The organism is Kitasatospora sp. NPDC058406 (genome assembly GCF_042722765.1).
Classification (GTDB): domain Bacteria; phylum Actinomycetota; class Actinomycetes; order Streptomycetales; family Streptomycetaceae; genus Kitasatospora.
Genome location: NZ_JBHXKE010000057.1, coordinates 18,714 through 41,315 on the forward strand (window position 1 = coordinate 18,714; position 22,602 = coordinate 41,315).

Sequence of the window (22,602 nt, forward strand, 5' to 3'; positions counted from 1 at the left end):
CCCGTGCGCTCCGCACGACCGGGTCGTCAGGCCAGCGGGCCGGTGACCCGCTCCACCGCGCGCACCAGGTCGCCGGAGGCGACCAGCGCCGCGGCGGCCTCCAGGTCCGGCGAGAGGAAGCGGTCGCGGCCGGCGCCGCCGACCCCCGCCTCGCGGGCGGCGGCCATCGCCGCGGCACTGGCGGGCGCCACCGTGCCGCTGGCGTCGGCCTGCCGGCGGATCTCCAGCGCCCTTGCGGCGGCGGTGAGTTCGACGGCGAGGATCCGGCCGAGGTTGTCGACGGACTGGCGCAGCTTGCGCGCGGCGGACCAGCCCATCGAGACGTGGTCCTCCTGCATGGCCGAGGAGGGGATCGAGTCGACCGAGGCGGGCACGGCGAGCCGCTTGTTCTCGCTGACCAGCGCCGCCTGGGTGTACTGGGCGATCATCAGGCCGGAGTCCACGCCCGGGTCGTCGGCGAGGAAGGCCGGCAGGCCGTGCGAGCGGGACTTGTCGAGGAGCCGGTCGGTGCGGCGCTCCGAGATCGAGCCGAGGTCGGCGGCGGCGATGGCGAGGAAGTCCAGCACGTACGCGACCGGGGCGCCGTGGAAGTTGCCGTTGGACTCCACCCGGCCGTCCGGCAGCACCACCGGGTTGTCGACGGAGGCGGCCAGCTCGCGGGAGGCGACGAGCGCGGCGTGGGCGAGGGTGTCACGGCCTGCGCCGGCGACCTGCGGGGCGCAGCGGATCGAGTAGGCGTCCTGGACGCGCGGGGCGTCGTCCTGGTGGTGGCCGGTGAGGCCGGAGTCCTTGAGCACGGCCAGCATGTTGGCGGCGGAGAGCGCCTGGCCGGGGTGCGGGCGGATCGGGGCGTGCAGCTCGGGGGCGAGCACCTTGTCGGTGCCGAGCAGCGCCTCCAGGGTCATCGCGGCGGTGATGTCGGCGGTGGTGAACAGCCGCTGCAGGTCGGCGATGGCCATGACCAGCATGCCGAGCATGCCGTCGGTGCCGTTGATGAGGGCGAGGCCCTCCTTCTCCAGCAGCTCGACCGGTTCGATGCCGGCGGCGGCGAGCAGCTCGGCGGCCGGCTTCTCGACGCCGTCGGGGCCGGTCGCGACGCCTTCGCCCATCAGGACGAGCGCGCAGTGCGAGAGCGGCGCGAGGTCACCGGAACAGCCGAGCGAGCCGAACTCCCGGACCACGGGGGTGATGCCGGCGTTGAGGATCGCGGCCATGGTCTGGGCCACCAGGGGGCGGACCCCGGTGCGACCGCTGGCGAGCGTCTTCATCCGCAGGAACACCAGCGCGCGGACCACCTCGCGCTCGACCGCCGGGCCCATCCCGGCGGCGTGCGAGCGGACCAGCGAGCGCTGCAGCTGGGCCCGGAGTTCGGGGCTGATGTGCCGGACGGCGAGGGCACCGAAGCCGGTGGAAACGCCGTAGACGGGACGGGGTTCGGCCGCCAGGGCGTCGATCCGGGCGCGCGCGACCGCCATCTCGGCGAGCGCGTCCGGGCCGATCTCGACCCGGGCGTTCCCCCGGGCGACGGCCAGCACGTCCTCGGCGCTGACGTCGGCCTTGCCGACCTGGACGAGCGGCGTGTGGGGGGCCGCAGCACTGTGCATATCCATATACACCATCTCATCAGGTGAATGAAGATATGACAACACCTGAGCCCTTCCGGGACTCCGGCGCCGGACCGGTCGGTCACCTGGATTTTCGGATACCGCAGCCGGTGCCGCACGCTGTGGGGGGTGACGGGCGCCCCACGGCGCACGCCACGACAACGGACCGGCCCCGGCCTGCACGGACGGCGCAGACCGCGCGGACGGCACGGACCGGCAGGCAGACCGACAGGCAGACCGACGGACACAGGAGGCGGCGACACGATGACGCGGGCGACGGCGCGGCGGCGGGTGGTCCGGCTGCGGGGGGACGGGCGGAGCACCCGGCCGGATGCGCTGGCGGCCGAGGAGCCGCTGGAGATCCGGCTCGGCGGCGAGCCGCTCACGGTCACCATGCGCACCCCGGGCCAGGACTTCGACCTGGTGGCGGGCTTCCTGGTCGGCGAGGGGCTGGTGCACGCCTCCGAGGACCTCGCGGCACTGCGCTACTGCGCCGGCACCGACGAGGCCGGCGCCAACACCTACAACGTGGTGGACGCGACGCTGCGCGGCGCCGGGGCGCTGCCGCTCTCCGCCCACCGCAACCTGCTCACCACCAGCGCCTGCGGCCTCTGCGGCCGGGACACCGTGGACGCCGTCCGCACCCACGTCCGCCACCCGGTCGCCAACGACCCGCTGACCGTCCCGCCCGCCCTGCTGTACGGGCTGCCGGACCGGCTGCGGGCCGCCCAGCGGACCTTCGACTCCACCGGCGGCCTGCACGCGGCCGGCCTGTTCGACGGCGTCAGCGGCGAACTGCTCTGCGCCCGCGAGGACGTCGGCCGGCACAACGCCGTCGACAAGGTGGTCGGCTGGGCGCTGCGCGCGGGACGGCTCCCGCTGACCGGGCACGTGCTCCTGGTCAGCGGCCGGGCCTCGTTCGAGCTGACCCAGAAGGCGGCGCTGGCCGGCGCCCCGCTGCTGGCCGCCGTGTCGGCGCCGTCCTCGCTGGCGGTGGACCTGGCGGAGGAGCTGGGCCTGACCCTGGTGGGCTTCCTGCGCGGCGAGGGCGCCAACGTGTACACCCGCCCGGACCGGATCGCCTGAGGCCCCGGGCCCGCCCGCGAGGGCGCGCCCGGGGCCCGGATCCCGCCCCCGCGTCAGCGCAGCTCGGCCTCGACCAGGTCGGCCGCGCGGGCGGTGCCGCCCTCGGCGCGCGCCTCGGCGCGGAGCACGTCCAGGCGCGCGGCCACCTCCGGGTCGCCGGTCAGTTCCAGCAGGGCGGCGCGCAGCGCCTCCCCGGTGGCCTGTTCCGTGTCGAGGCGGCGGGCGACGCCCAGCTCCACCAGCTTGTCCGCGTTGCCGAACTGGTCGACGGCCTGCGGCACCGCGATCATCGGCACCCCGTGGTAGAGGCCCTCGCTGCTGCCGCCCATGCCGGCGTGGGTGACGAAGGCGTCGGCCTTCGCGAGCACGTCGAACTGCGGCACCCACCGGTGCACCTCGACGTTGGCCGGCACCTCGCCCAGCTCGGCCAGGTCGGTGTGCTTGCCGATCTGGAGCACGACGTGCCAGCCGGGCAGGTCGCCGAAGGCCCGGAGGCACTCCCGGTAGAAGGCCGGCTGGTGGGTGAAGGCGGAGCCGAGCGAGACCAGCACCACCTTCTCGGCGCCCTCCGGGCGCTGCCAGCCGCCCTGGTGCGAGCGGTCGCCGAAGCACTGGCCGACGAAGGTGTACCGCGCGGGGTCGACCCGGTCGGCGTTGGGCTGCAGGGCCCGCGGGATCAGGGCGAGCGCGCGGGCCGGGAGGGCCTTGAACTCCTCCGGGTCCCGGACGACGGTGCCGTTCTCGGCCAGCCAGTCGGCGAACCGCCGCATGTACGCGGGCCCGCCGGGGCCGCTGCGGATCGCCTCGAACACCTCGGCCATGTCCTGCTCGAAGCCCTGCCAGGCGACGTAGGTCGGGGAGAGCTGGAGGGCCGGGACGCCGTGCCCCTCGGCCACCGCCCGCCCGGTGAACCCGGCGATGTCGTACAGCACGAGGTCGGGCCGGTCCTCCTCGAAGAGCCGGCGGACCACCGGGGTCATGGCGACGGCGTCGTCGAGGAAGAGGTTCTGGATCGCCACCGGGTCCTGCAGCCACACCTGGGAGTCGTCGGTGAGGGGCAGCGCGGTCGGGTACGGCACGAGCGTCGCCCCGGTCGCCTCGACCGGCCCGGCGAACGAGGCGTCGTTGACGTAGCTGACCCGGTGGCCGCGGGCGACGAGCTCGGCGACGACGGCGAGGCTCGGGTTGACGTGCCCGTGGGCCGGGATGGAGACCATGGCGATGTGCGCGGAGCGGGTCATGGTGGTGCCCTTCGTCGAGATGGTGAGACGAGACGATCCGTCTCGTCGGAACGCCCTCATCATGACCTGACGACCCGCCACTCGTCAAGACGAGACGGTTCGTCTCGCTGTAGCGCTAGGATGGCCCCATGTCCCGACAGACCGCGCCCGACCCCAGCCGCCGCAGCCAGCAGAGCCGCGCCGCGATCCTCGCCGCCGCCGCCGACCTGGTCTCCGAGGTCGGCTTCGCCAAGCTCACCATCGAGAAGATCGCCGCCCGTGCCGGAGTCGGCAAGCAGACCATCTACCGCTGGTGGCCGTCGAAGGGCGCGGTCGTCTTCGACGCCTTCCTCGCCGTCAGCGAGGACGCCAGCGGCAGCCTCGCGCTGCCCGACACCGGCGATCTCGCCGCCGACCTGCGCGCCGTCCTGCGCCCGACCGCCGACGAGCTCACCGACCCCGCCTTCGACAACACCGGCCGGGGTCTGATCTCCGAGTACCTGGTCGACCCGGACCTGCTGCGCGAGTACCGCGAACGGCTGCTGGACCCCCTGCTGGAGGTCACCCGCGACCGCCTGCGCAGCGCCCGCACCGCCGGACAGCTCCCGGCCGACACCGACCTCGACCTCGCCGTCGACCTGCTCTACGGGCCGATGTACTACCGCTGGCTGCACGGTCTCGGGGCGGTCGACCACGCGTACGCGGACCGCCTGGTCGCCGCGGTCCTGCGCGCGCTCGGAGCGACGGACGGAGCGGCCGGAGCGGCCGACGGAGCGCCGGACGGCGGCTGACCTCAGCGGCGGTTGCGGCGGCGGAGCACCAGCACGACCACGATGATCACGGCGATCACCGTCAGCACCAGCACGGCGCCGATCAGCAGGCCCATCATCCGGCCGAGGCCCTTCTTCTTCTTTTTCTTCTTCTTGGACTTGTCCTTCGACGACTCGGCCAGCCGCGACGCCCCGTGCCGCTCCGCCGACACGCCCGCCTGCCCGGCCGCCGCGGGCACCACGGGGGCGGGCGCCTGCCGGGCCGCAGGGGCTTCCGGGGCCGCGGGGGCCGACCGCACCACCGGGGCCGCCGAGGCCGCCGGCGCGGCGGCGAGCGCGCCGCCGCCGAAGGCGAGCACCGCGGAGAGGACGAGGCCCGTCAACCGAGCGCGCATAGGAGTCAACCCCCGAGAATCCGATCCGGCGCGGCCCCGACGGCCCGCCGACCGCGGACACCATCCCACGCCCGCCCCACCGCGCCCAGTCCCGCAACGCCCTCGCCACCGGACCGCGACCGGCTCGGAACAGACCGGTCACCGAACCGCCACACCGCGCCGACGGCCCGGCCCCGCCCGCCCTTCGCCCGCCCGCCGCTCCCCCGCCTCCGGCCCTCAGCTCACCGGGGGCGAGGCCGGGCCGGCGAGGGCGACGGCGACCAGGGAGCGCAGCGCCGCGGCGACCTGGCCCAGCGGGAGGGTGGCGTCGTCCGCGAACAGCTCCAGCAGCCACCCGCCGGCCGCGTTCTGGCCGCCGGCCGCGACCATGCCGCGGTAGCCGGAGACCACCAGCATGGCCTCCTCCGCCGGGTCGTTGCCCGCCGCGCCGGCCCGCAGGGCGAAGGCCCCGCCGCGTACGGCCCGGCGGGTCATCGGGTAGTGGCGCAGGTCGAAGACGGCGTCCGGGGCCTCGATCTGGGCCCGCTGCGTCTCCGCCCGGGTGCTGCTCGGCCCGCTGGTCATCCGGTAGACGGCGTGCTGCGCGGTGCGCATCAGCTGCGAGCCGGGCGGCACGTACGAGATCCACCAACCGACCGCGTCCAGCAGCCGGGCCGAGATCTCGGCGACGACGGCCAGCTTGCCGATGGTGTCCGCGGGGTGCACGGAGCGGGTGTTGCCGTGCTGGTCGAGCGCGGCGAGCACCGCGGTGAGCAACTGCCCCGGGTCGGCACTGTGCGCGGCGCCGCGGAAGCGCCGCCGGTCGCCGGAGCCGGCCCGGCCGCCGGGTCGGCCGCGCCCGTCGGCACGGTGGTGCGGGTCCGCGGCGTCGGCGAGCAGCACCGTCGGGTCGGGCGAGAAGCCCGGGCCGTGGCTGCGTCCGGCGACCACCGGGTGGGCGGCGCGGGCGGCCTTGGCCCGGTACTGGGCGGCGTCGGCGAGCCGGAAGAGCCGGTCGGGGGTGGTGACCGGGCCGATCGAGTCACCGGTGGAGGCGACCCCGCAGGCGACGCCCTCGCCCTCGGCCAGGGCGAGCGCCCGGGCGCACAGCTCCTCGGCGACGGCGACCACCTCGTCCGCCTTCTGGCCCTCGGCGAGCAGGCAGAACTCGTCACCGCCGAGCCGGGCGGCGAGACTGCCGGGGAGCTTGGCGGCGGCCAGCGACAGCTGGTGGGCGAAGCGCTCCAGCAGCCGGTCGCCCACCTCGTGGCCGAGCTGGTCGTTGACCCGCTTCAGGCCGTTGACGTCGCAGACCACCAGCGAGACCACGGTGTTGTCCCGGTTGTGGGCCTCCAGCGCGCTCTCCAGCCGCGCATCCACCGCACGCCGGTTGGCCAGACCGGTGAGCGGGTCGGAGAAGGCGAGCTTGCGCAGGTCGGCGAGGCGTTCGGTCTGGGCGAGGCCGGCCGAGATCTGGGCGGCGAGCAGGGTGGCGTAGTCGGCGTCCGCGTCGGTGAACCCGGCCGACCCGGTGGCCCGGGCGAGGTAGAGCTCGCCCCAGGCCTGCCCGTGCAGGACGATCGGCGCGACCACGCAGCAGGCCCGCCCGCGCCGGCGCAGCGCGGCGGCGCGTTCCTGGCAGTACGCGCCTGCGGTCGGGTGCGCGTGCCCGGGGTGCGGCTGGCTGTTGTCTGCGGTCTGGACCCAGGCGCGCGGCAGCCGGCCGGTGGTCCAGCGCTCCTCCAGGTAGGTGACGATCTCGGGGAAGTCGGCCACCGGGTAGGACTCGTCCTCGGGCAGCTCCTCCTCCCCCGGCGAGAGTTCCCCGTGGTTGACCAGGACCCGCAGCCGGCCGGACTCGCGGTCCCAGACCGAGACGGCGGCCATGGTGGCGCCGAGTGCCTCGGTGGCGCGTGCGGCGGCGGCCCGGACGGCCTCCAGCGGGGTGAGCGCCCCGGCCATGTCCTGGGCGAGTTCGACCACGGAGGTCAGCCGCGTGTCGGGGGCCCCGGGGGCCGGCGGCTGCTGCGTCCGGTCGCAGTCGCAGCCGCGGTCCGTCATGATCGCCTCACTGCTCACCGGCTCGCCTCGCTCCCTGTGCTCGGTCCTGCTCGGTCCCCTGCGGCGGGCCGCCGGGCCCGCGCCCCGGGGACCCCGCCCCCGGGAGCCGCACCCATTCGGCCGCTTGCACCAAGACTATGGCGGTTTCATTCGGTTATGCCCCGTTTGTCGAAGAGGATCCGCAGGGCAGTACGACTTTCAACCGTTCGGCTTGCGGCAAGACCGTGCCCGGCCCGGGCAGGTTCTACTCCGCCGGGCGGCGCCCCGCTCCGTCCGTACGGCGCTCGACGGCGTTCCGCGCCGCCCCCGCACCACCCGGCCACGCCCCACGGGCACCCACGACGGCCGTTCTCCCGAACCGTTCAGGCCGCTCCGAAAGCCTCCGCCCGCTCCGAAAGCGTCGGACAGCTCCGGCAGCTCCGGCCACTGCGCATCGTCACGGCCGCGCCGAACCCGTTCCGGCCTGCCGAACCGGGCCCTACTCCGCCCGCAGCCGCCGGGAGAGCAGCCACGGCTCGACCAGCCCGAGCCCGCGCACCGGACGGCGCCACATCGGCTGGAGGTTGAACCGGTGCCCGGTGTCCGGGGCGCCCGCCGGCCGCGAACCGGCCGCCGCCGCGAGCGCCTCGGCCAGGCCGGGCCCGTCGACGTCGGCGGGCGCGACACTGCCGTTCTGCTCCAGCGCGACGGCGAACTCGCCGTCGATCAGCACCGCGTCCTTCGGGGCGATCGAGGTGAGCCGGCTGGCCAGGTTGACCGTGGTGCCGAAGACGTCGCCCATCCGCGAGGTGACCGTGCCGAACGCCATGCCCACCCGCAGCGCGGGAATGCTGTCGTCCTCGGCCAGCGCCTCGATCAGGCTGAGCGCGATCTCGGCTGCCGTCACCGGGTCCTCGGAGACGTAGAGGATCTCGTCGCCCAGCGTCTTGATCACCCGGCCGCCCTGGCCGGCGATCAGGTCGGAGCAGGTGTTCTCGAACGTCTCGACCAGCTCGCCGAGCTCCTCCTCCTCCAGCCGCCGGGAGAGCCGGGTGAAGCCGACCAGGTCGGCGAAGCCCACGGCGAGCCGGCCGCTGGTGATCTCGTTGTCCTCCGCGGCCTGCACCACGCGGCCGGTGACGGCGGCCAGCTGGCGGCGCCAGACGTACACCAGGAACTGCTCCAGCTCCGGAAGCAGCAGCTCGACCAGCGGGTACGCGACGTCGGCGCGGGTCAGACCGGGTTCGACGGACTGGGTGAGGTTCTCCAGGAAGGTGTCCATCTGCCAGCCGGCCAGCCGGGCCGTGGTCTGACCGGTGGAACGCGCCACCTGGATCGCCATCGCCTCGCTCAGCAGCCCCGACTCGACCAGCCCGGACAGCCGGCGCAGAGCGATCACGTCACCGTCGGTCAGCGCCCGGGACTGCCCGATGTCCGGGAAGCCCATCGCCCGCCAGAACCGGGTGGCCAGGTCCATCGGGACGTCGGCCGCCCGCGCGGCCTGGTACGGGGTGTAGCGTCGCGGCGCGTCCAGGATCAGGCGTTCCAGGTCGAGGGCGACCGTCTGGTCGTGGGGGCCCGTCTGGTCGTGGGAGCCCGCCGCGCCGCCGTTGCTGCCGTCCTCTGCCACCGGTCCGTCCCCGTGCGGTCGCCGCACTCGCCTCGTGTCCTGCCTGTCCGGGCGCGCCCGCCACCCCGGCGGGCAGTGGCGCGCCTCACACTGCTGCCAGGTGGAATATTCGCACGGAATCCCGCGATCCGGGGCATCCGCCCGGGTCAAGGGGTGGTGAAGACTCCCGTCGGCCCGGGCGGTTCCGCGCTCCGGCGCCGCTCCCCGGCGCCGGGCGTCCGGTCGCCGTCAGCGCGGCTCCGGCCGCACGTGGACGACGTCGCCCGCGCCGACCGGCCGCCGCGAACCGTCGGGCGTCCGGACCACCAGCCGGCCGTCCCCGTCGATCGCCACCGCCTCGCCGGCCAGTTCGCGGTCGCCGGGCAGCAGCACCCTGACCTCCCGGCCGAGCGTGGTGCACCGGTCCGCGTACGCGCTCAGCAGTCCGCTGGCGTGCGGGTCGCCGGCGGCGTCCGTCCACTCCCGGTACAGGCCGGCGAACTCGCGCAGCAGCGCACGCAGCAGCGTGGACCGGTCGGTGACGGCGGCACCGGCCAGGACCAGCGACGCGGCGGTGGGGACAGGCAGCTCGGACGCGCGCAGCGAGACGTTGACGCCCAGACCGGCGACCACCGCGCCGCCGCCGAGCTCGGTGAGGATGCCGCCCAGCTTGCGCTCCGCCCCGTCGATCCCGACCTGGAGGTCGTTGGGCCACTTCAGGCCGACCTCCACCTCGGCGACCCGGCTCAGCGTGCTCGCCGCCGCGACGCCGACCAGGATCGGCAGCCAGCCGTACCGCTCGACGGGTACCCCGTCCGGGCGAAGCAGGACGGAGAGGAAGAGCCCCGAACGGGCGGGCGCCGTCCACTGCCGTTCCAGCCGTCCGCGCCCGGTCCGCTGCGCCTCGGCGACCAGCACCGCGCCCTGCGGGGCGCCGTCCCGGGCCCGGGCGGCGAGGTCGGTGTTGGTGGAGCCGGTCTCGTCGACGACGTCCAGCCCGGTCCACAACCCGCCCGGGACCAGCAGGTCCCGGCGGAGCGCCTCGGCGTCCAGCGGCGGGCGGTCCAGGTCGGTCCACGGCGACGGCCCGGCATGGCCGAAGCCGCGCAGTCCACTGCGGCGGGGGGTGTCGGAGGTCATGCGGCACACCCTAGAGGCCCTAGGCCGCCCCATTGTCCCGCAGAACGGCGGCCGACCACACTGTGTCGCTGGCCATAACGGGAAACCGTCAGCGATGACTACGCTACCCAACGGTAGTTCGTAGCGCCGCCCTGCCCTCATCCGCGCGGATCCCCACCCGGCCCGCGCGACCCCGAAACAGGTCGCGGCCAAGGAGCAGGGAGAGCCACCGGATGACCGAGGCGCCGTACGACCCGCACACCACCGCCGGCAAGCTCGCCGACCTCCGGCGCAGGCTCGACGAGGCGGTGCACTCCGGTTCCGCCAAGGCGGTGGAGAAGCAGCACGCCAAGGGCAAGCTGACGGCCCGTGAGCGGGTCGCGGAACTGCTGGACGAGGGGTCCTTCGTCGAGTTCGACGAGTTCGCCCGGCACCGCTCGACCAACTTCGGCCAGGAGCGGACCCGCCCGTACGGCGACGGCGTGGTCACCGGGTACGGCACCGTCGACGGCCGCCAGGTCGCCGTCTTCGCGCAGGACTTCACCGTGTTCGGCGGCTCGCTGGGCGAGGTGTTCGGCGAGAAGATCGTCAAGGTCATGGACTTCGCGCTGAAGACCGGCTGCCCGGTGATCGGCATCAACGACTCCGGCGGCGCCCGGATCCAGGAGGGCGTGGTCTCGCTCGGCCTGTACGGCGAGATCTTCCGCCGCAACGTGCACGCCTCGGGCGTGATCCCGCAGATCTCGCTGATCATGGGCCCCTGCGCGGGCGGCGCGGTCTACTCCCCCGCGATCACCGACTTCGTGGTGATGGCCGACCGGACCTCGCACATGTTCATCACCGGCCCCGACGTGATCAAGACCGTCACCGGTGAGGACGTCGGCATGGAGGAACTGGGCGGCGCGCACACCCACAACACCAAGTCCGGCAACGCGCACCACCTGGCCGCGGACGAGAAGGAGGCGGTCGAGTACGTCAAGAGCCTGCTCTCGTACCTGCCCTCCAACAACCTCTCCGACCCGCCGTCCTTCCCCGAGGAGGCGGACCTCGCGATCACCGACGAGGACCTCGAACTCGACACCCTGGTCCCGGACTCGGCGAACCAGCCGTACGACATGCACCGGGTGATCGAGCACATCCTCGACGACGGCGAGTTCCTGGAGACCCAGCCGCTGTACGCGGGCAACATCATCACCGGCTTCGGCCGGGTCGAGGGCCACGCGGTCGGCATCGTCGGGAACCAGCCGATGGACCTGGCCGGCTGCCTGGACATCGCCGCCAGCGAGAAGGCCGCCCGGTTCATCCGCACCTGCGACGCGTTCAACGTCCCGGTGCTGACCTTCGTCGACGTGCCCGGCTTCCTGCCCGGCACCGAGCAGGAGTGGGACGGCATCATCCGCCGCGGCGCCAAGCTGATCTACGCCTACGCCGAGGCCACCGTCCCGCTGATCACCGTGATCACCCGCAAGGCCTTCGGCGGCGCGTACGACGTCATGGGCTCCAAGCACCTGGGCGCCGACCTCAACCTGGCCTGGCCGACCGCGCAGATCGCGGTGATGGGCGCCCAGGGCGCGGTCAACATCCTGCACCGGCGCGAGCTGGCCGAGGCGGACGACGTCGACACGAAGCGGGCCGAGCTGATCGCCTCCTACGAGGACACCCTGCTCAACCCGTACCTCGCGGCCGAGCGCGGCTACGTGGACGCCGTCATCGCGCCGAGCGAGACCCGCCGGCACATCGTCCGCGGCCTGCGCGCGCTGCGCGGCAAGCGCGAGACGCTGCCGCCGAAGAAGCACGGCAACATCCCGCTGTAGTCGCCCGCTCCGAGAGGATCGCGAGAGGATTGAGCATGGCCCCGATCCACGTGCTGCACGGGCAGCCGACCCCCGAGGAGCTGGCCACCGTCCTGGCGGTGGTCCAGGCCCGGGCCGCCGCCGCGCAGGCCGCCGCCGAGGCGACCCGCCGGGCCGGCGCCGGCCCGGACTCCCCCTGGAACGACCGCGCCCGCCGGCTCCGGACCGCCCCGCGCCCGGGCGCCAACGCCTGGCGCACCTCCGGCTGGGCCGGATAGCAGCTCCGGGCGCTCCCCGCCAGGAGGCACGCCCGGCGAACGTCCGGATTGCCCCGAAACCTGAGTACGGATACTCAGGCGTCCCGGCAGCCCCGCGGAGCACCCTGGAGGAGTGCTCTGGTCAGATCCCCGCGACGAGCCGTCCCCGGAAGCCCAGCGAATGCAGCGCAGGCTGCACCGGGCCGGCCACGTGCTCGCCGCCCTCACCCTGCTGATCGCCGTGCTGCTGATGCTCTGAACGCGACGCTCCGCTCGGCCGACCGGACCGCCCCTCTACGCTGGTGGGCATGACCGACCGCCGCACCCTCGTGCTCGCCTCCGCCTCCCCCGCCCGCCTCGGGCTGCTGCGCCAGGCGGGCCTCGACCCGCGCGTGGTGGTCAGCGGCGTCGACGAGGACGCCCTCACCGCCGCCACCCCCGCCGAGCTGGCCCTCGTCCTCGCCGAGGCCAAGGCCAAGGCCGTCGCCGCCACACTCACCGAGGGCGAACTGGTGATCGGCTGCGACTCGGTGCTGGAGCTGGACGGCCTGGCGCTCGGCAAGCCCGCCGACGCCACCGAGGCGCTGGCCCGCTGGCAGTCGATGCGCGGCCGCGCCGGCGTGCTGCGCACCGGCCACTGCGTCATCGACTCCGTCACCGGGCGACAGGCCTCCGCCACGGCCTCCACCACCGTCCGCTTCGGCACCCCCGACGACGCCGAGGTCGCCGCCTACATCGCCACCGGCGAACCGCTCCACGTGGCCGGCGCGTTCACCCTGGACGGCCGCTCGGCGCCGTTCGTCGAGGGCATCGACGGCGACCCGGGCAACGTCATCGGCCTCTCGCTGCCGCTGCTGCGCGGCCTGCTCGCCGAACTGGACGTCCGGATCACCGACCTCTGGGTCTGACGTCGGCCGCCGGCCGGGGTGAACGCGCCGCCCCGAGCAGCTCGGCGCCGTACTTCGAGCCCGGGCAGGGCTTCGGCTGCCTGACCGGGGAGGTCGCGGCGGCGGGCGCCCGCCCGGTATCCGCGCCGAAGCGGGCCGGGCCGCTGAGCGGGACCACGGCGGCGACCGGCGGCGGGCCCGCCGCTCCGCCCGTGCCCGAACTGCTGCACCCGGCCGTCGTCAGTGCGCCAAAGACGAGTGCTATTAACGCCAACTTCCCCGTTGCTTGCCTCATCTGATGCACGCTAGAAGTGCGCTCCGGCACCGTCGACGGTCCGGACCGGGGCCACCGGCCTGCCCACCGCTAGGCTGACCGGCACCGTTCGAACGGGGAGGTGATGGGCGGATGACCGACAGTCTGCTCAACGTGCTGCTGGGGCTGGTCGCCAGCGCGCTCAGCGCCACGATCGGGTGGCTCGGCCAGAGCCTGCGCCGAAGACGGCGGCTGGAACGGACCAGGGCCTTCCTCGGCCTGCCGGCCGGCGGCGAGTGCCTGATCGTGGTCAACCGCAGCATCGGCACCGGCGCACACCCCCGCACCGTCACCCGGCGCGACGCCTACGCGCTGATGGAGCTGGCCGCCCTGGTGAAGGAGTGCGGCTCGCAGGCCGACCTGGTCGCGCACGACGCCGCGCCGCGCAGCCTCGGCGCCAAGACCGAGCTCTGCTTCGGCGGCCCCGTCTCCAACGACCGGATGGCCGCCCACCTCGCCTGGGGCCTGCCCGGGGTGACGATATCCAGCGGCCCCGAAGCGGCCGACAACGTGATCACCGTCGGCGGCCGCTCCTACACCGCCGACTGGGAAGCCGGGGTCCACGTCCTGCTGGCCCGGCTGGCCACTCCCGGGGGTGGCCGCCCGGTCTTCCTGATCTCCGGCCAGACCGGGGTCGCCAACCAGGCCGGAGTCCGCCACCTCGTGGCGCACCACCGCCGGCTGGCCCGCCGCCACGGCGCGGACGGCACGTTCGCCCTCCTCCTGCGGGTGGTCAACCCCCAGGCGTACGGACCGGACGTGGTCGAGCAGGTCGCCGACGTGACCGCCCAGGCCCTGGAGCGCGCGCCCACCCCGGCCGCGCCCGCCCCGGCCGCCGGCGCCCCCGCTTCCGGCGCCCCCGCTTCCGCCGCCCCCGCTTCCACCGCCCCGGCCGCCGGTGCCCCCGCCTCCACCGCCCCCGCCCCGGCGCCGACTCCCTGAGGAACGCCCGGGCGCGGCTCGCGAACCGCCGGAGTGTGGCCAAGCCCACCGCCCCGCCACGGCCCCGCCGGGACACTGCGTCACCGTCCGCAAGCACCGGACGCCCTCCGACCCACCTGCCGTCACCTGCAGAGACTTCCGCCGGGCCGCCCACCACCCGTCCGGACGCATCACCCTCCGTGTGGGATAGTTCACAACCTGGGGCTACTCGCCGGTACTGCCCAGGAATCCATAAACTCAACGAGGTTCAAGAAGGGAGCCACAGTGCGCAAGGTGCTCATCGCCAACCGCGGGGAAATCGCCGTCCGCGTCGCCCGTGCCTGCTCGGACGCCGGTATCGCCAGCGTCGCCGTCTACGCCGAGCCGGACCGGGATGCGCTGCACGTCCGCGCGGCCGACGAGGCTTACGCGCTGGGCGGCGACACCCCCGGCACCAGCTACCTGGACATCGCGAAGGTCCTCCAGGCCGCCGCCGACTCGGGTGCGGACGCCGTCCACCCCGGCTACGGCTTCCTGTCGGAGAACGCCGACTTCGCCCAGGCCGTCCTCGACGCGGGCCTCACCTGGATCGGCCCGCCGCCGCAGGCCATCCGCGATCTCGGGGACAAGGTCACCGCCCGGCACGTGGCGCAGCGCGCCGGTGCCCCGCTGGTGGCCGGCACGCCCGACCCGGTCGCGGGTGCGGACGAGGTCGTCGAGTTCGCCCGGGAACACGGCCTGCCGGTCGCCATCAAGGCGGCCTTCGGCGGCGGCGGCCGCGGCCTCAAGGTCGCCCGCACCCTGGAGGAGATCCCGGAGCTGTTCGAGTCCGCGGTCCGCGAGGCGGTCGCCGCCTTCGGGCGCGGCGAGTGCTTCGTCGAGCGCTACCTGGACAACCCCCGGCACGTCGAGACCCAGTGCCTGGCGGACAAGCACGGCAACGTCGTGGTCGTCTCCACCCGTGACTGCTCGCTGCAGCGCCGGCACCAGAAGCTCGTCGAGGAGGCGCCCGCGCCGTTCCTGACCCCCGAGCAGAACGCCGAGCTGTACCGGTCCTCGAAGGCCATCCTCAAGGAGGCCGGTTACCAGGGCGCCGGCACCTGCGAGTTCCTGGTCGCGCTGGACGGCACGATCTCCTTCCTGGAGGTCAACACCCGTCTGCAGGTCGAGCACCCGGTGACCGAGGAGGTCACCGGCATCGACCTGGTCCGGGAGATGTTCCGGATCGCCGACGGCGAGGAGCTCGGCTACGACGACCCGGAGGTCCGCGGTCACTCCTTCGAGTTCCGGATCAACGGCGAGGACCCGGGCCGCAACTTCCTCCCGGCGCCGGGCACCGTGACGCTGTTCGCCCCGCCGTCCGGCCCGGGCGTCCGGCTGGACTCGGGTGTCGAGACCGGTTCGGTCATCGGCCCGGCCTGGGACTCCCTGCTGGCCAAGCTGGTCGTCTCCGGCCGCGACCGCAAGCAGGCGCTGGAGCGGGCGCGGCGCGCGCTGGCGGAGTTCAAGGTCGAGGGCATGGCCACCGCCATCCCGTTCCACCAGGCCGTGGTCACCGACCCCGCGTTCGCCCCCGAGGTGCACGGCGGCGAGGGCCCGTTCCAGGTCTTCACCCGGTGGATCGAGACCGAGTTCGACAACACCATCCCCGCGTTCGCCGGTGCCGCCGGTGACGGCGAGGAGGCCGAGGGCCGGGAGACCGTGGTCGTCGAGGTCGGCGGCAAGCGGATCGAGGTCTCGCTGCCGTCCTCGCTGGGCGTCTCCACCGCCCCGGCGGCCGGTGCGGGGGCCGCGAAGGCCAAGCGCCGGGTGGGTACCAAGAAGGCCGGTTCGGCCGTCAGCGGTGACACGCTGGCCTCTCCGATGCAGGGCACCATCGTCAAGGTCGCCGTCGAGGAGGGCCAGGTCGTCGCGGAGGGCGAGCTGATCGTCGTCCTGGAGGCGATGAAGATGGAGCAGCCGCTGAACGCCCACAAGGCGGGCACCGTCGTCGGCCTCAAGGCCGAGGTGGGTGCCAGCGTCTCCAGCGGCGCCGCGCTCTGCGAGATCAAGGACTGACGTCCACCCGTTGCGTCACCGGTCCGTACGCCCCCCAGGGTGTGCGGACCGGTGCCGTTTCCGGCGGCGGGTCACCGCCCGCGCGGCAGGCCCAGCTCGGCGAGTCTGGCCGGCAGCGGGCCGCCCGGACCGCCCGGTCCCCCGGGGCCGTGGGTGCCCGGGCGGCGCTGGCCGGGCAGCGGGGCGCCGCCCGGGGGCGGGGCCGCCCGGCGGGCCATCGGGCCCGGCTGGGTCTGGTGGACGGGACCGCTGCCGGTGCCGTGCACCGGGGCGTCACCGGTCGGCGGGGTGCCGAGCGGCGCGAGGTCGATCTGCACCCCGCAGTCGGCCAGCGCGTCCAGCTCCCGCGCGGTGGCGTCGTCGGCGGTCGCCTGCTCGTCGGTGACCAGCCGGGTGATGGTCTCGGTCGGGACGGTCTGGAACATGGTGTCCGCGCCGAGCTTGGTGTGGTCGGCGAGGACGATCACCTCGGCGGCCGACTGCACCAACGCCCGGTCCACGCTCGCGGAGAGCATGTTCGTGGTCGAAAGGCCTCGCTCGGCGGTCAGTCCGCTGCCCGAGATGAACGCCTTGGACACCCGCAACCCGTGCAGCGACTGTTCGGCGCCGCTGCCGACCAGGGCGTAGTTGGAGCCGCGCAGCGTACCGCCGGTCATCACCACCTCCACCCGGTTGGCGTGCGCCAGCGCCTGGGCGACCAGCAGCGAGTTGGTGACCACCGTCAGCCCGGGCACCCGGGCCAGCCGGCGGGCCAGCTCCTGGGTGGTGGTACCGGCGCCGACGACAACGGCGTCACCTTCCTCCACCAGGCCCGCTGCGAGATCGGCGATGGCGCTCTTCTCTGCGGCGGAGAGGTGGGTCTTCTGCGGGTAACCGGGTTCGCGGCTGAAGCCGCCGGGGAGCACCGCGCCGCCGTGCCGGCGGTCGAGGAGCCCTTCTGCCTCCAGTGCCCGTACGTCGCGGCGCACGGTCACTTCGGAGGTCTGGACGACGCGGGCCAGTTCCCGGAGCGAGACCGCTCCGTTGGCGCGCACCATTTCGAGGATCAACTGGCGACGTTCTGCTGCAAACACAGAACCGACGGTAACGTGCGTGACCGTCTGCTTTCAGGCGTTTGCTGCTAGTAGCGGGAATTGCTCACGCAAGAGCGGCGCGTGACCGTACAATACGCGCCGTCAGCAACCCGGAACTGCGCCCGCCGTCCGGGTGACGCCCCGGCCTGCGCAAAGGGCGGCCGCCGAACGGCGACCGCCCTCAACTGGGCCCCGGATGCTCAGGATTCGCCCGCGTCCCGCTTGCGGATGTGGAGCTGGCGGGCGGCCTCGGCGGTGGAGCCGGAGACCGACGGGTAGACGGTGAAGGCGCTGGCCACCTGTTCGACGGTCAGATTGGCGTCCACCGCGAGCGAGATCGGGTGGATCAGCTCGCTCGCCCGCGGGGCGACGACCACACCGCCGACCACGATCCCGGTGCCCGGGCGGCAGAACAGCTTCACGAAGCCGTCCCGGATGCCCTGCATCTTGGCCCGCGGGTTGCCGCGCAGCGGCAGCTTGACCTCGACCGCGTCCATCTTGCCGCACTCCACGTCGGCGGCGGTGTAGCCGACGGTGGCGATCTCCGGGTCGGTGAAGACGTTGGAGGCCACGGTCTTCAGGTTGAGCGGCTGCACCGCGTCGCCGAGCGCGTGGTACATCGCGATCCGGCCCTGCATGGCCGCCACCGAGGCGAGCATGAAGACGCCGGTGCAGTCCCCGGCCGCGTACACGCCCGGGGCGGAGGTGCGGGACACCCGGTCGACCTGGATCTGGCCCCAGTCGTTGAGCTTGACCCCGGCCTCCTCCAGGCCCATCTCCGCCGTGTTGGGGATCGAGCCGACGGCCATCAGGCAGTGCGTGCCCTCGATCACCGTGCCGTCGGAGAGGGTCACCTCCACCTTGTCGCCGATCCGCTTGGCGCTCTCGGCCCGCGAGCGGCTCATCACGTTCATGCCGCGACGGCGGAAGACCTCCTCCAGCACCTCGGCGGCGTCCGGGTCCTCGCCCGGCAGCACCCGGTCGCGCGAGGAGACCAGGGTGACGTTGGAACCGATCGCCTGGTACGCACCGGCGAACTCGGCGCCGGTGACGCCGGAACCGACCACGATCAGCTCGCGCGGCAGCTCCTCCAGGTCGTACACCTGGGTCCAGGTCAGGATCCGCTCGCCGTCCGGCTGGGCGTCCGGCAGCTCGCGCGGGTGCGCGCCGGTGGCGATCAGCACCGCGTCGGCGCGCAGCGACTGGACGCTGCCGTCGGGCGCGTCCACCAGCACCTCGCGGGAGCCGTCCACGGCCTGGCCCCCGGTACCGAGCCGGCCGCGGCCGCGCAGCACGGAGACGCCGGCCCGCGTGACGGACTGGGTGATGTCGTGGGACTGCGCGATCGCCAGGCGTTTCACCCGGCGGTTGACCTTGCCCAGGTCCACGCCGACCACCCGGGCCGGGCTGTCGATGTGCGGAGTGTCGTCCGCGACGATGATGCCGAGTTCCTCGTACGAGCTGTCGAAGGTGGTCATCACCTCCGCGGTCGCGATCAACGTCTTCGACGGCACGCAGTCCGTGAGCACCGCCGATCCGCCCAGGCCGTCGCGGTCGACGACGGTCACCTCCGCGCCGAGCTGGGCCGCCACCAGGGCCGCCTCGTATCCGCCGGGTCCGCCACCGATGATCACGATCCGAGTCACGTCCACCATTGTCCCGCACGCCGGGAGCGCTGCCACGCCGGGGTCGGGGCTTCTGCCCGATCGCCCGAGGAACGTAGTCTTCCCCCCATGCCCCTTTACGCCGCGTATGCCACCAACCTCGATGCCCGGCAGATGACCCGCCGCGCCCCGCACTCACCGCTGCGCACCACGGGGTGGCTGTCCGGCTGGCGGCTCACCTTCGGCGGCGAGCAGCTCGGCTGGGAAGGTTCGCTGGCCACGGTGGTGGAGGACGAGAAGGACCAGGTCTTCGTCTCGCTCTACGACGTCGCGCCGATGGACGAGGAGGGGCTCGACCGCTGGGAGGGCGTCCAGCTCGGCATCTACCGCAAGATCAAGCTGCGCGCGCAGACCCTGGACGGCGACGTGCCGGTCTGGACGTACGTGCTCAACGACTACGAGGGCGGCCTGCCCGCCGCCCGGTACCTGGGGCTGATCGCGGACGCGGCGGAGAGCGCCGGCGCCCCCGACGACTACGTCCTGGACCTGCGCCGCCGCCCCTGCTGACCGCTTCCGGGGGCGCGGCCCGGGCACCCGCCCGCCGGCCGCCTCCCCCCGGGCCCCCGGGGTGGCGGTCCCCCGCCGCCCGCACTACTCCTCCGGACCGCCCCCCGCCCCCTTCGCGGGGCCCGCCCCCCCCGGCCCGCCGACCGGGCCCGCGGCCCGCTCCGCCCCGCGGCCCGCCCGCCCGTGACGCCCGCCGGGCCCGCGGCTCGCCACCGGGTTTGTGCCTTGCTCCGGGTCGCACCCCCCGCCAGGTGTCCCGGAGCTGTACGTTCACGCCATCCGGGTAACGATCCGGCACGTCGTACCAGGATTTTCTACGCGCGTAGCCGTTTCCCGTCTATCCTCGGTCGTGTGAACGCATCTCCTCAGTCGGTCGTCTCCGCCGACCCCTACGCCGCCGCTCAGGCCGCCGCCGAGCGCCTCCGCGAGCTGACCGGTGCCGAGCGCCACGACGTCGCCCTGGTGATGGGCTCCGGCTGGGTGCCGGCCGCCGAAGCCCTCGGCGAGACGGTCGCGGAGTTCCCGGTCACCGACCTGCCGGGCTTCCCCGCCCCCGCCGTGGCCGGCCACGCCGGCACGATCCGTTCGGTGAAGATCGGCGAGAAGCGCGCGCTGATCTTCCTCGGCCGCAACCACTACTACGAGGGCCACGGCGTCGCGACCGTCGTCCACGGCGTGCGCACCGCCGCCGCGGCCGGCTGCGGGATCATCGTGCTGACCAACGGCTGCGGCGGCCTGCGGCACGGCTGGGTCCCCGGCCAGCCGGTCCTGATCAGCGACCACATCAACCTGACCGCGGACTCCCCGATCGTCGGCGCCAACTTCGTCGACCTCACCGACCTCTACGCCAAGCGGCTGCGCGACCTGTGCCGCGAGGTCGACCCGACGCTCGACGAGGCCGTCTACGTCCAGTTCCGCGGCCCGCACTACGAGACCCCGGCCGAGGTGAACATGGCCCGGGTGATCGGCGGCGAGCTGGTCGGCATGTCGACCACCCTGGAGGCCATCGCCGCCCGCGAGGCCGGCGCCGAGGTGCTCGGCATCTCCCTGGTCACCAACCTGGCGGCCGGCATGACCGGCGAGCCGCTCAACCACGCCGAGGTGCTGGAGGCCGGCAAGGCCTCCGCCGAGCGGATGGGCGCGCTGCTGGCGAAGGTCCTCGACCGGATCTGAGCCGCTCCGGCCCGTACCGGACGCCCGCCCCACACCGGGCGTCCGGCGTACGCCGCCCGGGCGACGGGGTCCGCGAGCGACCGTGATCCGTTGATCGACCGATCCGCTGATCACGTCCGCCCGCGGGCCCCGTCCGCATGCGCCCCTCCCCCCGCACGTCCGGCAGAACCCCAGGCACGTCACGCGGAACCCTCCGGCCACCCGGCCTCGCTCGCCCCTCCGGCCGTACCACCGACGCACTTCCCGATGGAGCTGCAGCCATGACGCAGGCAACCACCACCGACCTCCTCGCCCGGGCCCGGACCTGGCTGGCCGAGGACCCGGACCCGCAGACCCGCGAGGAGCTGTCCGCGCTGCTCGCCGACGCCGAGGACCCGGAGGCCGAGTCCCGGGCGAAGCTCGCCTGGTCCGATCTCGCCGACCGCTTCGCCGGCCGCCTCCAGTTCGGCACCGCCGGGCTGCGCGGCGAACTCGGCGCCGGCCCGATGCGGATGAACCGCGCCGTGGTCATCCGGGCCGCCGCCGGCCTGGTCGCCTACGTCAAGCAGCAGGGCCTCGGCGACCTCGTCGTCATCGGCTACGACGCCCGTCACAAGTCGTACGACTTCGCCCGCGACACCGCCGCCGTGGTGGTCGGAGCCGGCCTTCGCGCCGCGCTCTTCCCGCGCCCGCTGCCCACCCCGGTGCTCGCCTACGCCGTCCGCCACCTCGGCGCCGCCGCCGGCGTGACCGTCACCGCCAGCCACAACCCGCCGCAGGACAACGGCTACAAGGTCTACCTCGGCGACGGCTCGCAGATCGTCCCGCCCGCCGACGCCGGCATCGCCGCCGAGATCGACGCCATCGGCTCGCTCACCGACGTCCCGCTCGCCGGGAGCGGCTGGGAGACCGTCGACGAGTCCGTCGTCGAGGCCTACCTCGACCGGGCCGCCTCCATCGTCGACCCGCACGGCGCGCGCGACCTCGACGTCGTCTACACCCCGATGCACGGTGTCGGCCGCGACACCTTCGTCGCCGCCCTGCGCCGGGCCGGCTTCCCCGCGCCCACCGTGGTCGCCGAGCAGGCCGAGCCCGACCCCGACTTCCCGACCGTCGCGTTCCCCAACCCGGAGGAGCCGGGGGCGATGGACCTCGCCTTCCGCACCGCCTCCTCGGTCGGCCCCGACCTCGTCATCGCCAACGACCCGGACGCCGACCGCTGCGCGGTGGCCGTCCCGGCCAACGGCGGCGCCGGCAGCGGCACCAACGGCTGGCGGATGCTCCGCGGCGACGAGGTCGGCGCGCTGCTCGGTGCCGCACTGGTCGCCAAGCAGGCCGCCGGCACCTTCGCCACCACCATCGTCTCCTCCTCGCTGCTCGGCCGGATCGCCGAGGCCGCCGGGCTCGGTTACGCCGAGACCCTCACCGGCTTCAAGTGGATCTCCCGTGCCGAGGGCCTGCGCTACGGCTACGAGGAGGCGCTCGGCTACTGCGTCGACCCCGAGGGCGTCCGCGACAAGGACGGCATCACCGCCGCCCTGCTGGTCGCCGAACTGGCCGCCACCCTCAAGCGGTCCGGCCGCACCCTCACCGACCTGCTGGACGACCTGGCGCTGGAGCACGGCCTGCACGCCACCGACCAGCTCTCCGTCCGGGTCCAGGACCTCGCGCTGATCGCCGACGCCATGCGCCGCCTGCGCGAGCAGCCGCCCGCCGAGCTGGCCGGGCTGACCGTCACCCGCGCCGACGACCTCACCGAGGGCTCCGCCGACCTGCCGGCCACCGACGGCCTGCGCTACTACCTGGCCGGGGACACCGTCCGCTCCGCCCGCATCGTGGTCCGGCCCTCCGGCACCGAACCCAAGCTCAAGTGCTACCTGGAGGTCGTCCTCCCGGTCGCCACCGCCGCGGACCTCGCCCCGGCCCGGGAGCGGGCCGCCGCCCTCCTCGCCGCCGTCAAGCGCGACCTGGCCGCCGCCGCCGGCATCGACGCCTGACCGACCGCACGCACGACCGAGCGCCTCCCGGCCCGTGCCGGGAGGCGCTCGTCGTCCACACGCCGCGCCGGGCCGGGCGGGCGGCGGCCCCGCGGTACGACGAACGGCCCCCCGGCGCGGGGGGCCCGCAGGGGCGGGGGGGGCGGGCCGACCGCCAG

General features: G+C 74.3%; 18 protein-coding genes and 1 pseudogene. 11 read left to right on the forward strand and 8 right to left on the reverse strand.

Features of this window, described 5'->3' with window-relative positions:
• Nucleotides 1-26: 26 nt before the first annotated feature.
• Entirely contained in the window at nucleotides 27-1,610 is a 1,584-nt protein-coding gene (gene hutH, locus ACFWOG_RS13865; protein ID WP_380358053.1) for a histidine ammonia-lyase, read from the reverse strand.
• A 258-nt stretch (nucleotides 1,611-1,868) separates the two neighbouring features.
• Between hutH and fdhD the strand changes: the two genes are divergently transcribed.
• Entirely contained in the window at nucleotides 1,869-2,690 is an 822-nt protein-coding gene (fdhD, locus tag ACFWOG_RS13870) for a formate dehydrogenase accessory sulfurtransferase FdhD (RefSeq protein WP_380358056.1), read from the forward strand.
• A 53-nt stretch (nucleotides 2,691-2,743) separates the two neighbouring features.
• On the opposite strand, the gene ACFWOG_RS13875 is transcribed toward fdhD, so the two are convergent.
• Nucleotides 2,744-3,991 carry a macrolide family glycosyltransferase gene (locus ACFWOG_RS13875; protein WP_380358088.1) on the reverse strand — a complete coding sequence of 416 codons (1,248 nt, stop codon included), beginning with the start codon at nucleotides 3,989-3,991 and terminating at the stop codon, nucleotides 2,744-2,746.
• Nucleotides 3,992-4,059: 68 nt separating this feature from the next.
• Between ACFWOG_RS13875 and ACFWOG_RS13880 the strand changes: the two genes are divergently transcribed.
• Nucleotides 4,060-4,701: a TetR/AcrR family transcriptional regulator gene (locus ACFWOG_RS13880; RefSeq protein ID WP_380358059.1), complete on the forward strand. Its 642-nt coding sequence runs from the start codon at nucleotides 4,060-4,062 to the stop codon at nucleotides 4,699-4,701.
• A gap of 2 nt (nucleotides 4,702-4,703) precedes the next feature.
• On the opposite strand, the gene ACFWOG_RS13885 is transcribed toward ACFWOG_RS13880, so the two are convergent.
• The 4 genes and pseudogenes from ACFWOG_RS13885 to ACFWOG_RS13900 form a co-directional block, all read right to left on the reverse strand.
• Nucleotides 4,704-5,063 (reverse strand): hypothetical protein, encoded by a 360-nt coding sequence (locus ACFWOG_RS13885; protein WP_380358062.1) that lies wholly within the window; start codon nucleotides 5,061-5,063, stop codon nucleotides 4,704-4,706.
• A gap of 816 nt (nucleotides 5,064-5,879) precedes the next feature.
• Nucleotides 5,880-7,016: pseudogene (locus ACFWOG_RS13890) on the reverse strand (diguanylate cyclase domain-containing protein); the annotation flags it as partial.
• 577 nt (nucleotides 7,017-7,593) lie between these two features.
• Nucleotides 7,594-8,751 (reverse strand): adenylate/guanylate cyclase domain-containing protein, encoded by a 1,158-nt coding sequence (locus tag ACFWOG_RS13895; protein ID WP_380358065.1) that lies wholly within the window; start codon nucleotides 8,749-8,751, stop codon nucleotides 7,594-7,596.
• A 201-nt stretch (nucleotides 8,752-8,952) separates the two neighbouring features.
• Nucleotides 8,953-9,843: a biotin--[acetyl-CoA-carboxylase] ligase gene (locus ACFWOG_RS13900; protein WP_329950715.1), complete on the reverse strand. Its 891-nt coding sequence runs from the start codon at nucleotides 9,841-9,843 to the stop codon at nucleotides 8,953-8,955.
• A gap of 212 nt (nucleotides 9,844-10,055) precedes the next feature.
• Here ACFWOG_RS13900 and ACFWOG_RS13905 point away from each other — a divergent pair, with 212 nt between their 5' ends.
• The 6 genes from ACFWOG_RS13905 to ACFWOG_RS13930 all read left to right on the forward strand — a co-directional run bounded on the left by ACFWOG_RS13905 (nucleotide 10,056) and on the right by ACFWOG_RS13930 (nucleotide 16,051).
• Nucleotides 10,056-11,636 (forward strand): acyl-CoA carboxylase subunit beta, encoded by a 1,581-nt coding sequence (locus ACFWOG_RS13905; protein ID WP_380358069.1) that lies wholly within the window; start codon nucleotides 10,056-10,058, stop codon nucleotides 11,634-11,636.
• A gap of 35 nt (nucleotides 11,637-11,671) precedes the next feature.
• The gene (locus ACFWOG_RS13910; protein ID WP_329882719.1) at nucleotides 11,672-11,893 is read left to right on the forward strand and encodes an acyl-CoA carboxylase subunit epsilon; all 222 of its coding nucleotides are present in this window, start codon (nucleotides 11,672-11,674) and stop codon (nucleotides 11,891-11,893) included.
• 112 nt (nucleotides 11,894-12,005) lie between these two features.
• Complete coding sequence (gene mmpB / locus ACFWOG_RS13915) at nucleotides 12,006-12,131, forward strand: morphogenic membrane protein MmpB (RefSeq protein WP_329882717.1); 126 nt, start codon at nucleotides 12,006-12,008, stop codon at nucleotides 12,129-12,131.
• Between the two features lie 49 nt (nucleotides 12,132-12,180).
• Nucleotides 12,181-12,780 (forward strand): nucleoside triphosphate pyrophosphatase, encoded by a 600-nt coding sequence (locus ACFWOG_RS13920; RefSeq protein WP_380358074.1) that lies wholly within the window; start codon nucleotides 12,181-12,183, stop codon nucleotides 12,778-12,780.
• A 385-nt stretch (nucleotides 12,781-13,165) separates the two neighbouring features.
• Entirely contained in the window at nucleotides 13,166-14,014 is an 849-nt protein-coding gene (locus ACFWOG_RS13925; protein ID WP_380358077.1) for a hypothetical protein, read from the forward strand.
• 264 nt (nucleotides 14,015-14,278) lie between these two features.
• Entirely contained in the window at nucleotides 14,279-16,051 is a 1,773-nt protein-coding gene (locus tag ACFWOG_RS13930) for an acetyl/propionyl/methylcrotonyl-CoA carboxylase subunit alpha (RefSeq protein WP_380358080.1), read from the forward strand.
• A 71-nt stretch (nucleotides 16,052-16,122) separates the two neighbouring features.
• Here the strand turns inward: ACFWOG_RS13930 and ACFWOG_RS13935 are convergent, their stop codons facing one another.
• Nucleotides 16,123-17,088, reverse strand: coding sequence for a DeoR/GlpR family DNA-binding transcription regulator (locus tag ACFWOG_RS13935; RefSeq protein WP_329882789.1), 966 nt, complete (start codon nucleotides 17,086-17,088; stop codon nucleotides 16,123-16,125).
• Between the two features lie 236 nt (nucleotides 17,089-17,324).
• Nucleotides 17,325-18,779 carry an NAD(P)H-quinone dehydrogenase gene (locus ACFWOG_RS13940; protein WP_329882713.1) on the reverse strand — a complete coding sequence of 485 codons (1,455 nt, stop codon included), beginning with the start codon at nucleotides 18,777-18,779 and terminating at the stop codon, nucleotides 17,325-17,327.
• Between the two features lie 78 nt (nucleotides 18,780-18,857).
• On the opposite strand from ACFWOG_RS13940, the gene ACFWOG_RS13945 reads away from it, so the two are divergent.
• The 3 genes from ACFWOG_RS13945 to ACFWOG_RS13955 all read left to right on the forward strand — a co-directional run bounded on the left by ACFWOG_RS13945 (nucleotide 18,858) and on the right by ACFWOG_RS13955 (nucleotide 22,444).
• Nucleotides 18,858-19,295, forward strand: a complete 438-nt coding sequence (locus ACFWOG_RS13945) for a gamma-glutamylcyclotransferase (RefSeq protein WP_329882712.1) — start codon at nucleotides 18,858-18,860, stop codon at nucleotides 19,293-19,295.
• Nucleotides 19,296-19,646: 351 nt separating this feature from the next.
• Nucleotides 19,647-20,468 (forward strand): purine-nucleoside phosphorylase, encoded by an 822-nt coding sequence (locus tag ACFWOG_RS13950; RefSeq protein WP_329882711.1) that lies wholly within the window; start codon nucleotides 19,647-19,649, stop codon nucleotides 20,466-20,468.
• Nucleotides 20,469-20,728: 260 nt separating this feature from the next.
• Nucleotides 20,729-22,444: a phospho-sugar mutase gene (locus ACFWOG_RS13955; protein WP_355406010.1), complete on the forward strand. Its 1,716-nt coding sequence runs from the start codon at nucleotides 20,729-20,731 to the stop codon at nucleotides 22,442-22,444.
• Nucleotides 22,445-22,602 lie beyond the last annotated feature (158 nt).

Excerpts from the sequence above, each read along its gene's own strand:
- ACFWOG_RS13925 (WP_380358077.1), top strand. The coding sequence starts at position 13,166 with ATGACCGACAGTCTGCTCAACGTGCTGCTGGGGCTGGTCGCCAGCGCG.
- ACFWOG_RS13905 (WP_380358069.1), top strand. The coding sequence starts at position 10,056 with ATGACCGAGGCGCCGTACGACCCGCACACCACCGCCGGCAAGCTCGCC.
- ACFWOG_RS13945 (WP_329882712.1), top strand. The coding sequence starts at position 18,858 with ATGCCCCTTTACGCCGCGTATGCCACCAACCTCGATGCCCGGCAGATG.
- ACFWOG_RS13900 (WP_329950715.1), bottom strand. The coding sequence starts at position 9,843 with ATGACCTCCGACACCCCCCGCCGCAGTGGACTGCGCGGCTTCGGCCAT.
- fdhD (WP_380358056.1), top strand. The coding sequence starts at position 1,869 with ATGACGCGGGCGACGGCGCGGCGGCGGGTGGTCCGGCTGCGGGGGGAC.
- ACFWOG_RS13920 (WP_380358074.1), top strand. The coding sequence starts at position 12,181 with ATGACCGACCGCCGCACCCTCGTGCTCGCCTCCGCCTCCCCCGCCCGC.
- ACFWOG_RS13880 (WP_380358059.1), top strand. The coding sequence starts at position 4,060 with ATGTCCCGACAGACCGCGCCCGACCCCAGCCGCCGCAGCCAGCAGAGC.
- ACFWOG_RS13935 (WP_329882789.1), bottom strand. The coding sequence starts at position 17,088 with ATGGTGCGCGCCAACGGAGCGGTCTCGCTCCGGGAACTGGCCCGCGTC.
- ACFWOG_RS13955 (WP_355406010.1), top strand. The coding sequence starts at position 20,729 with ATGACGCAGGCAACCACCACCGACCTCCTCGCCCGGGCCCGGACCTGG.
- hutH (WP_380358053.1), bottom strand. The coding sequence starts at position 1,610 with ATGGATATGCACAGTGCTGCGGCCCCCCACACGCCGCTCGTCCAGGTC.
- ACFWOG_RS13940 (WP_329882713.1), bottom strand. The coding sequence starts at position 18,779 with ATGGTGGACGTGACTCGGATCGTGATCATCGGTGGCGGACCCGGCGGA.
- ACFWOG_RS13875 (WP_380358088.1), bottom strand. The coding sequence starts at position 3,991 with ATGAGGGCGTTCCGACGAGACGGATCGTCTCGTCTCACCATCTCGACG.
- ACFWOG_RS13910 (WP_329882719.1), top strand. The coding sequence starts at position 11,672 with ATGGCCCCGATCCACGTGCTGCACGGGCAGCCGACCCCCGAGGAGCTG.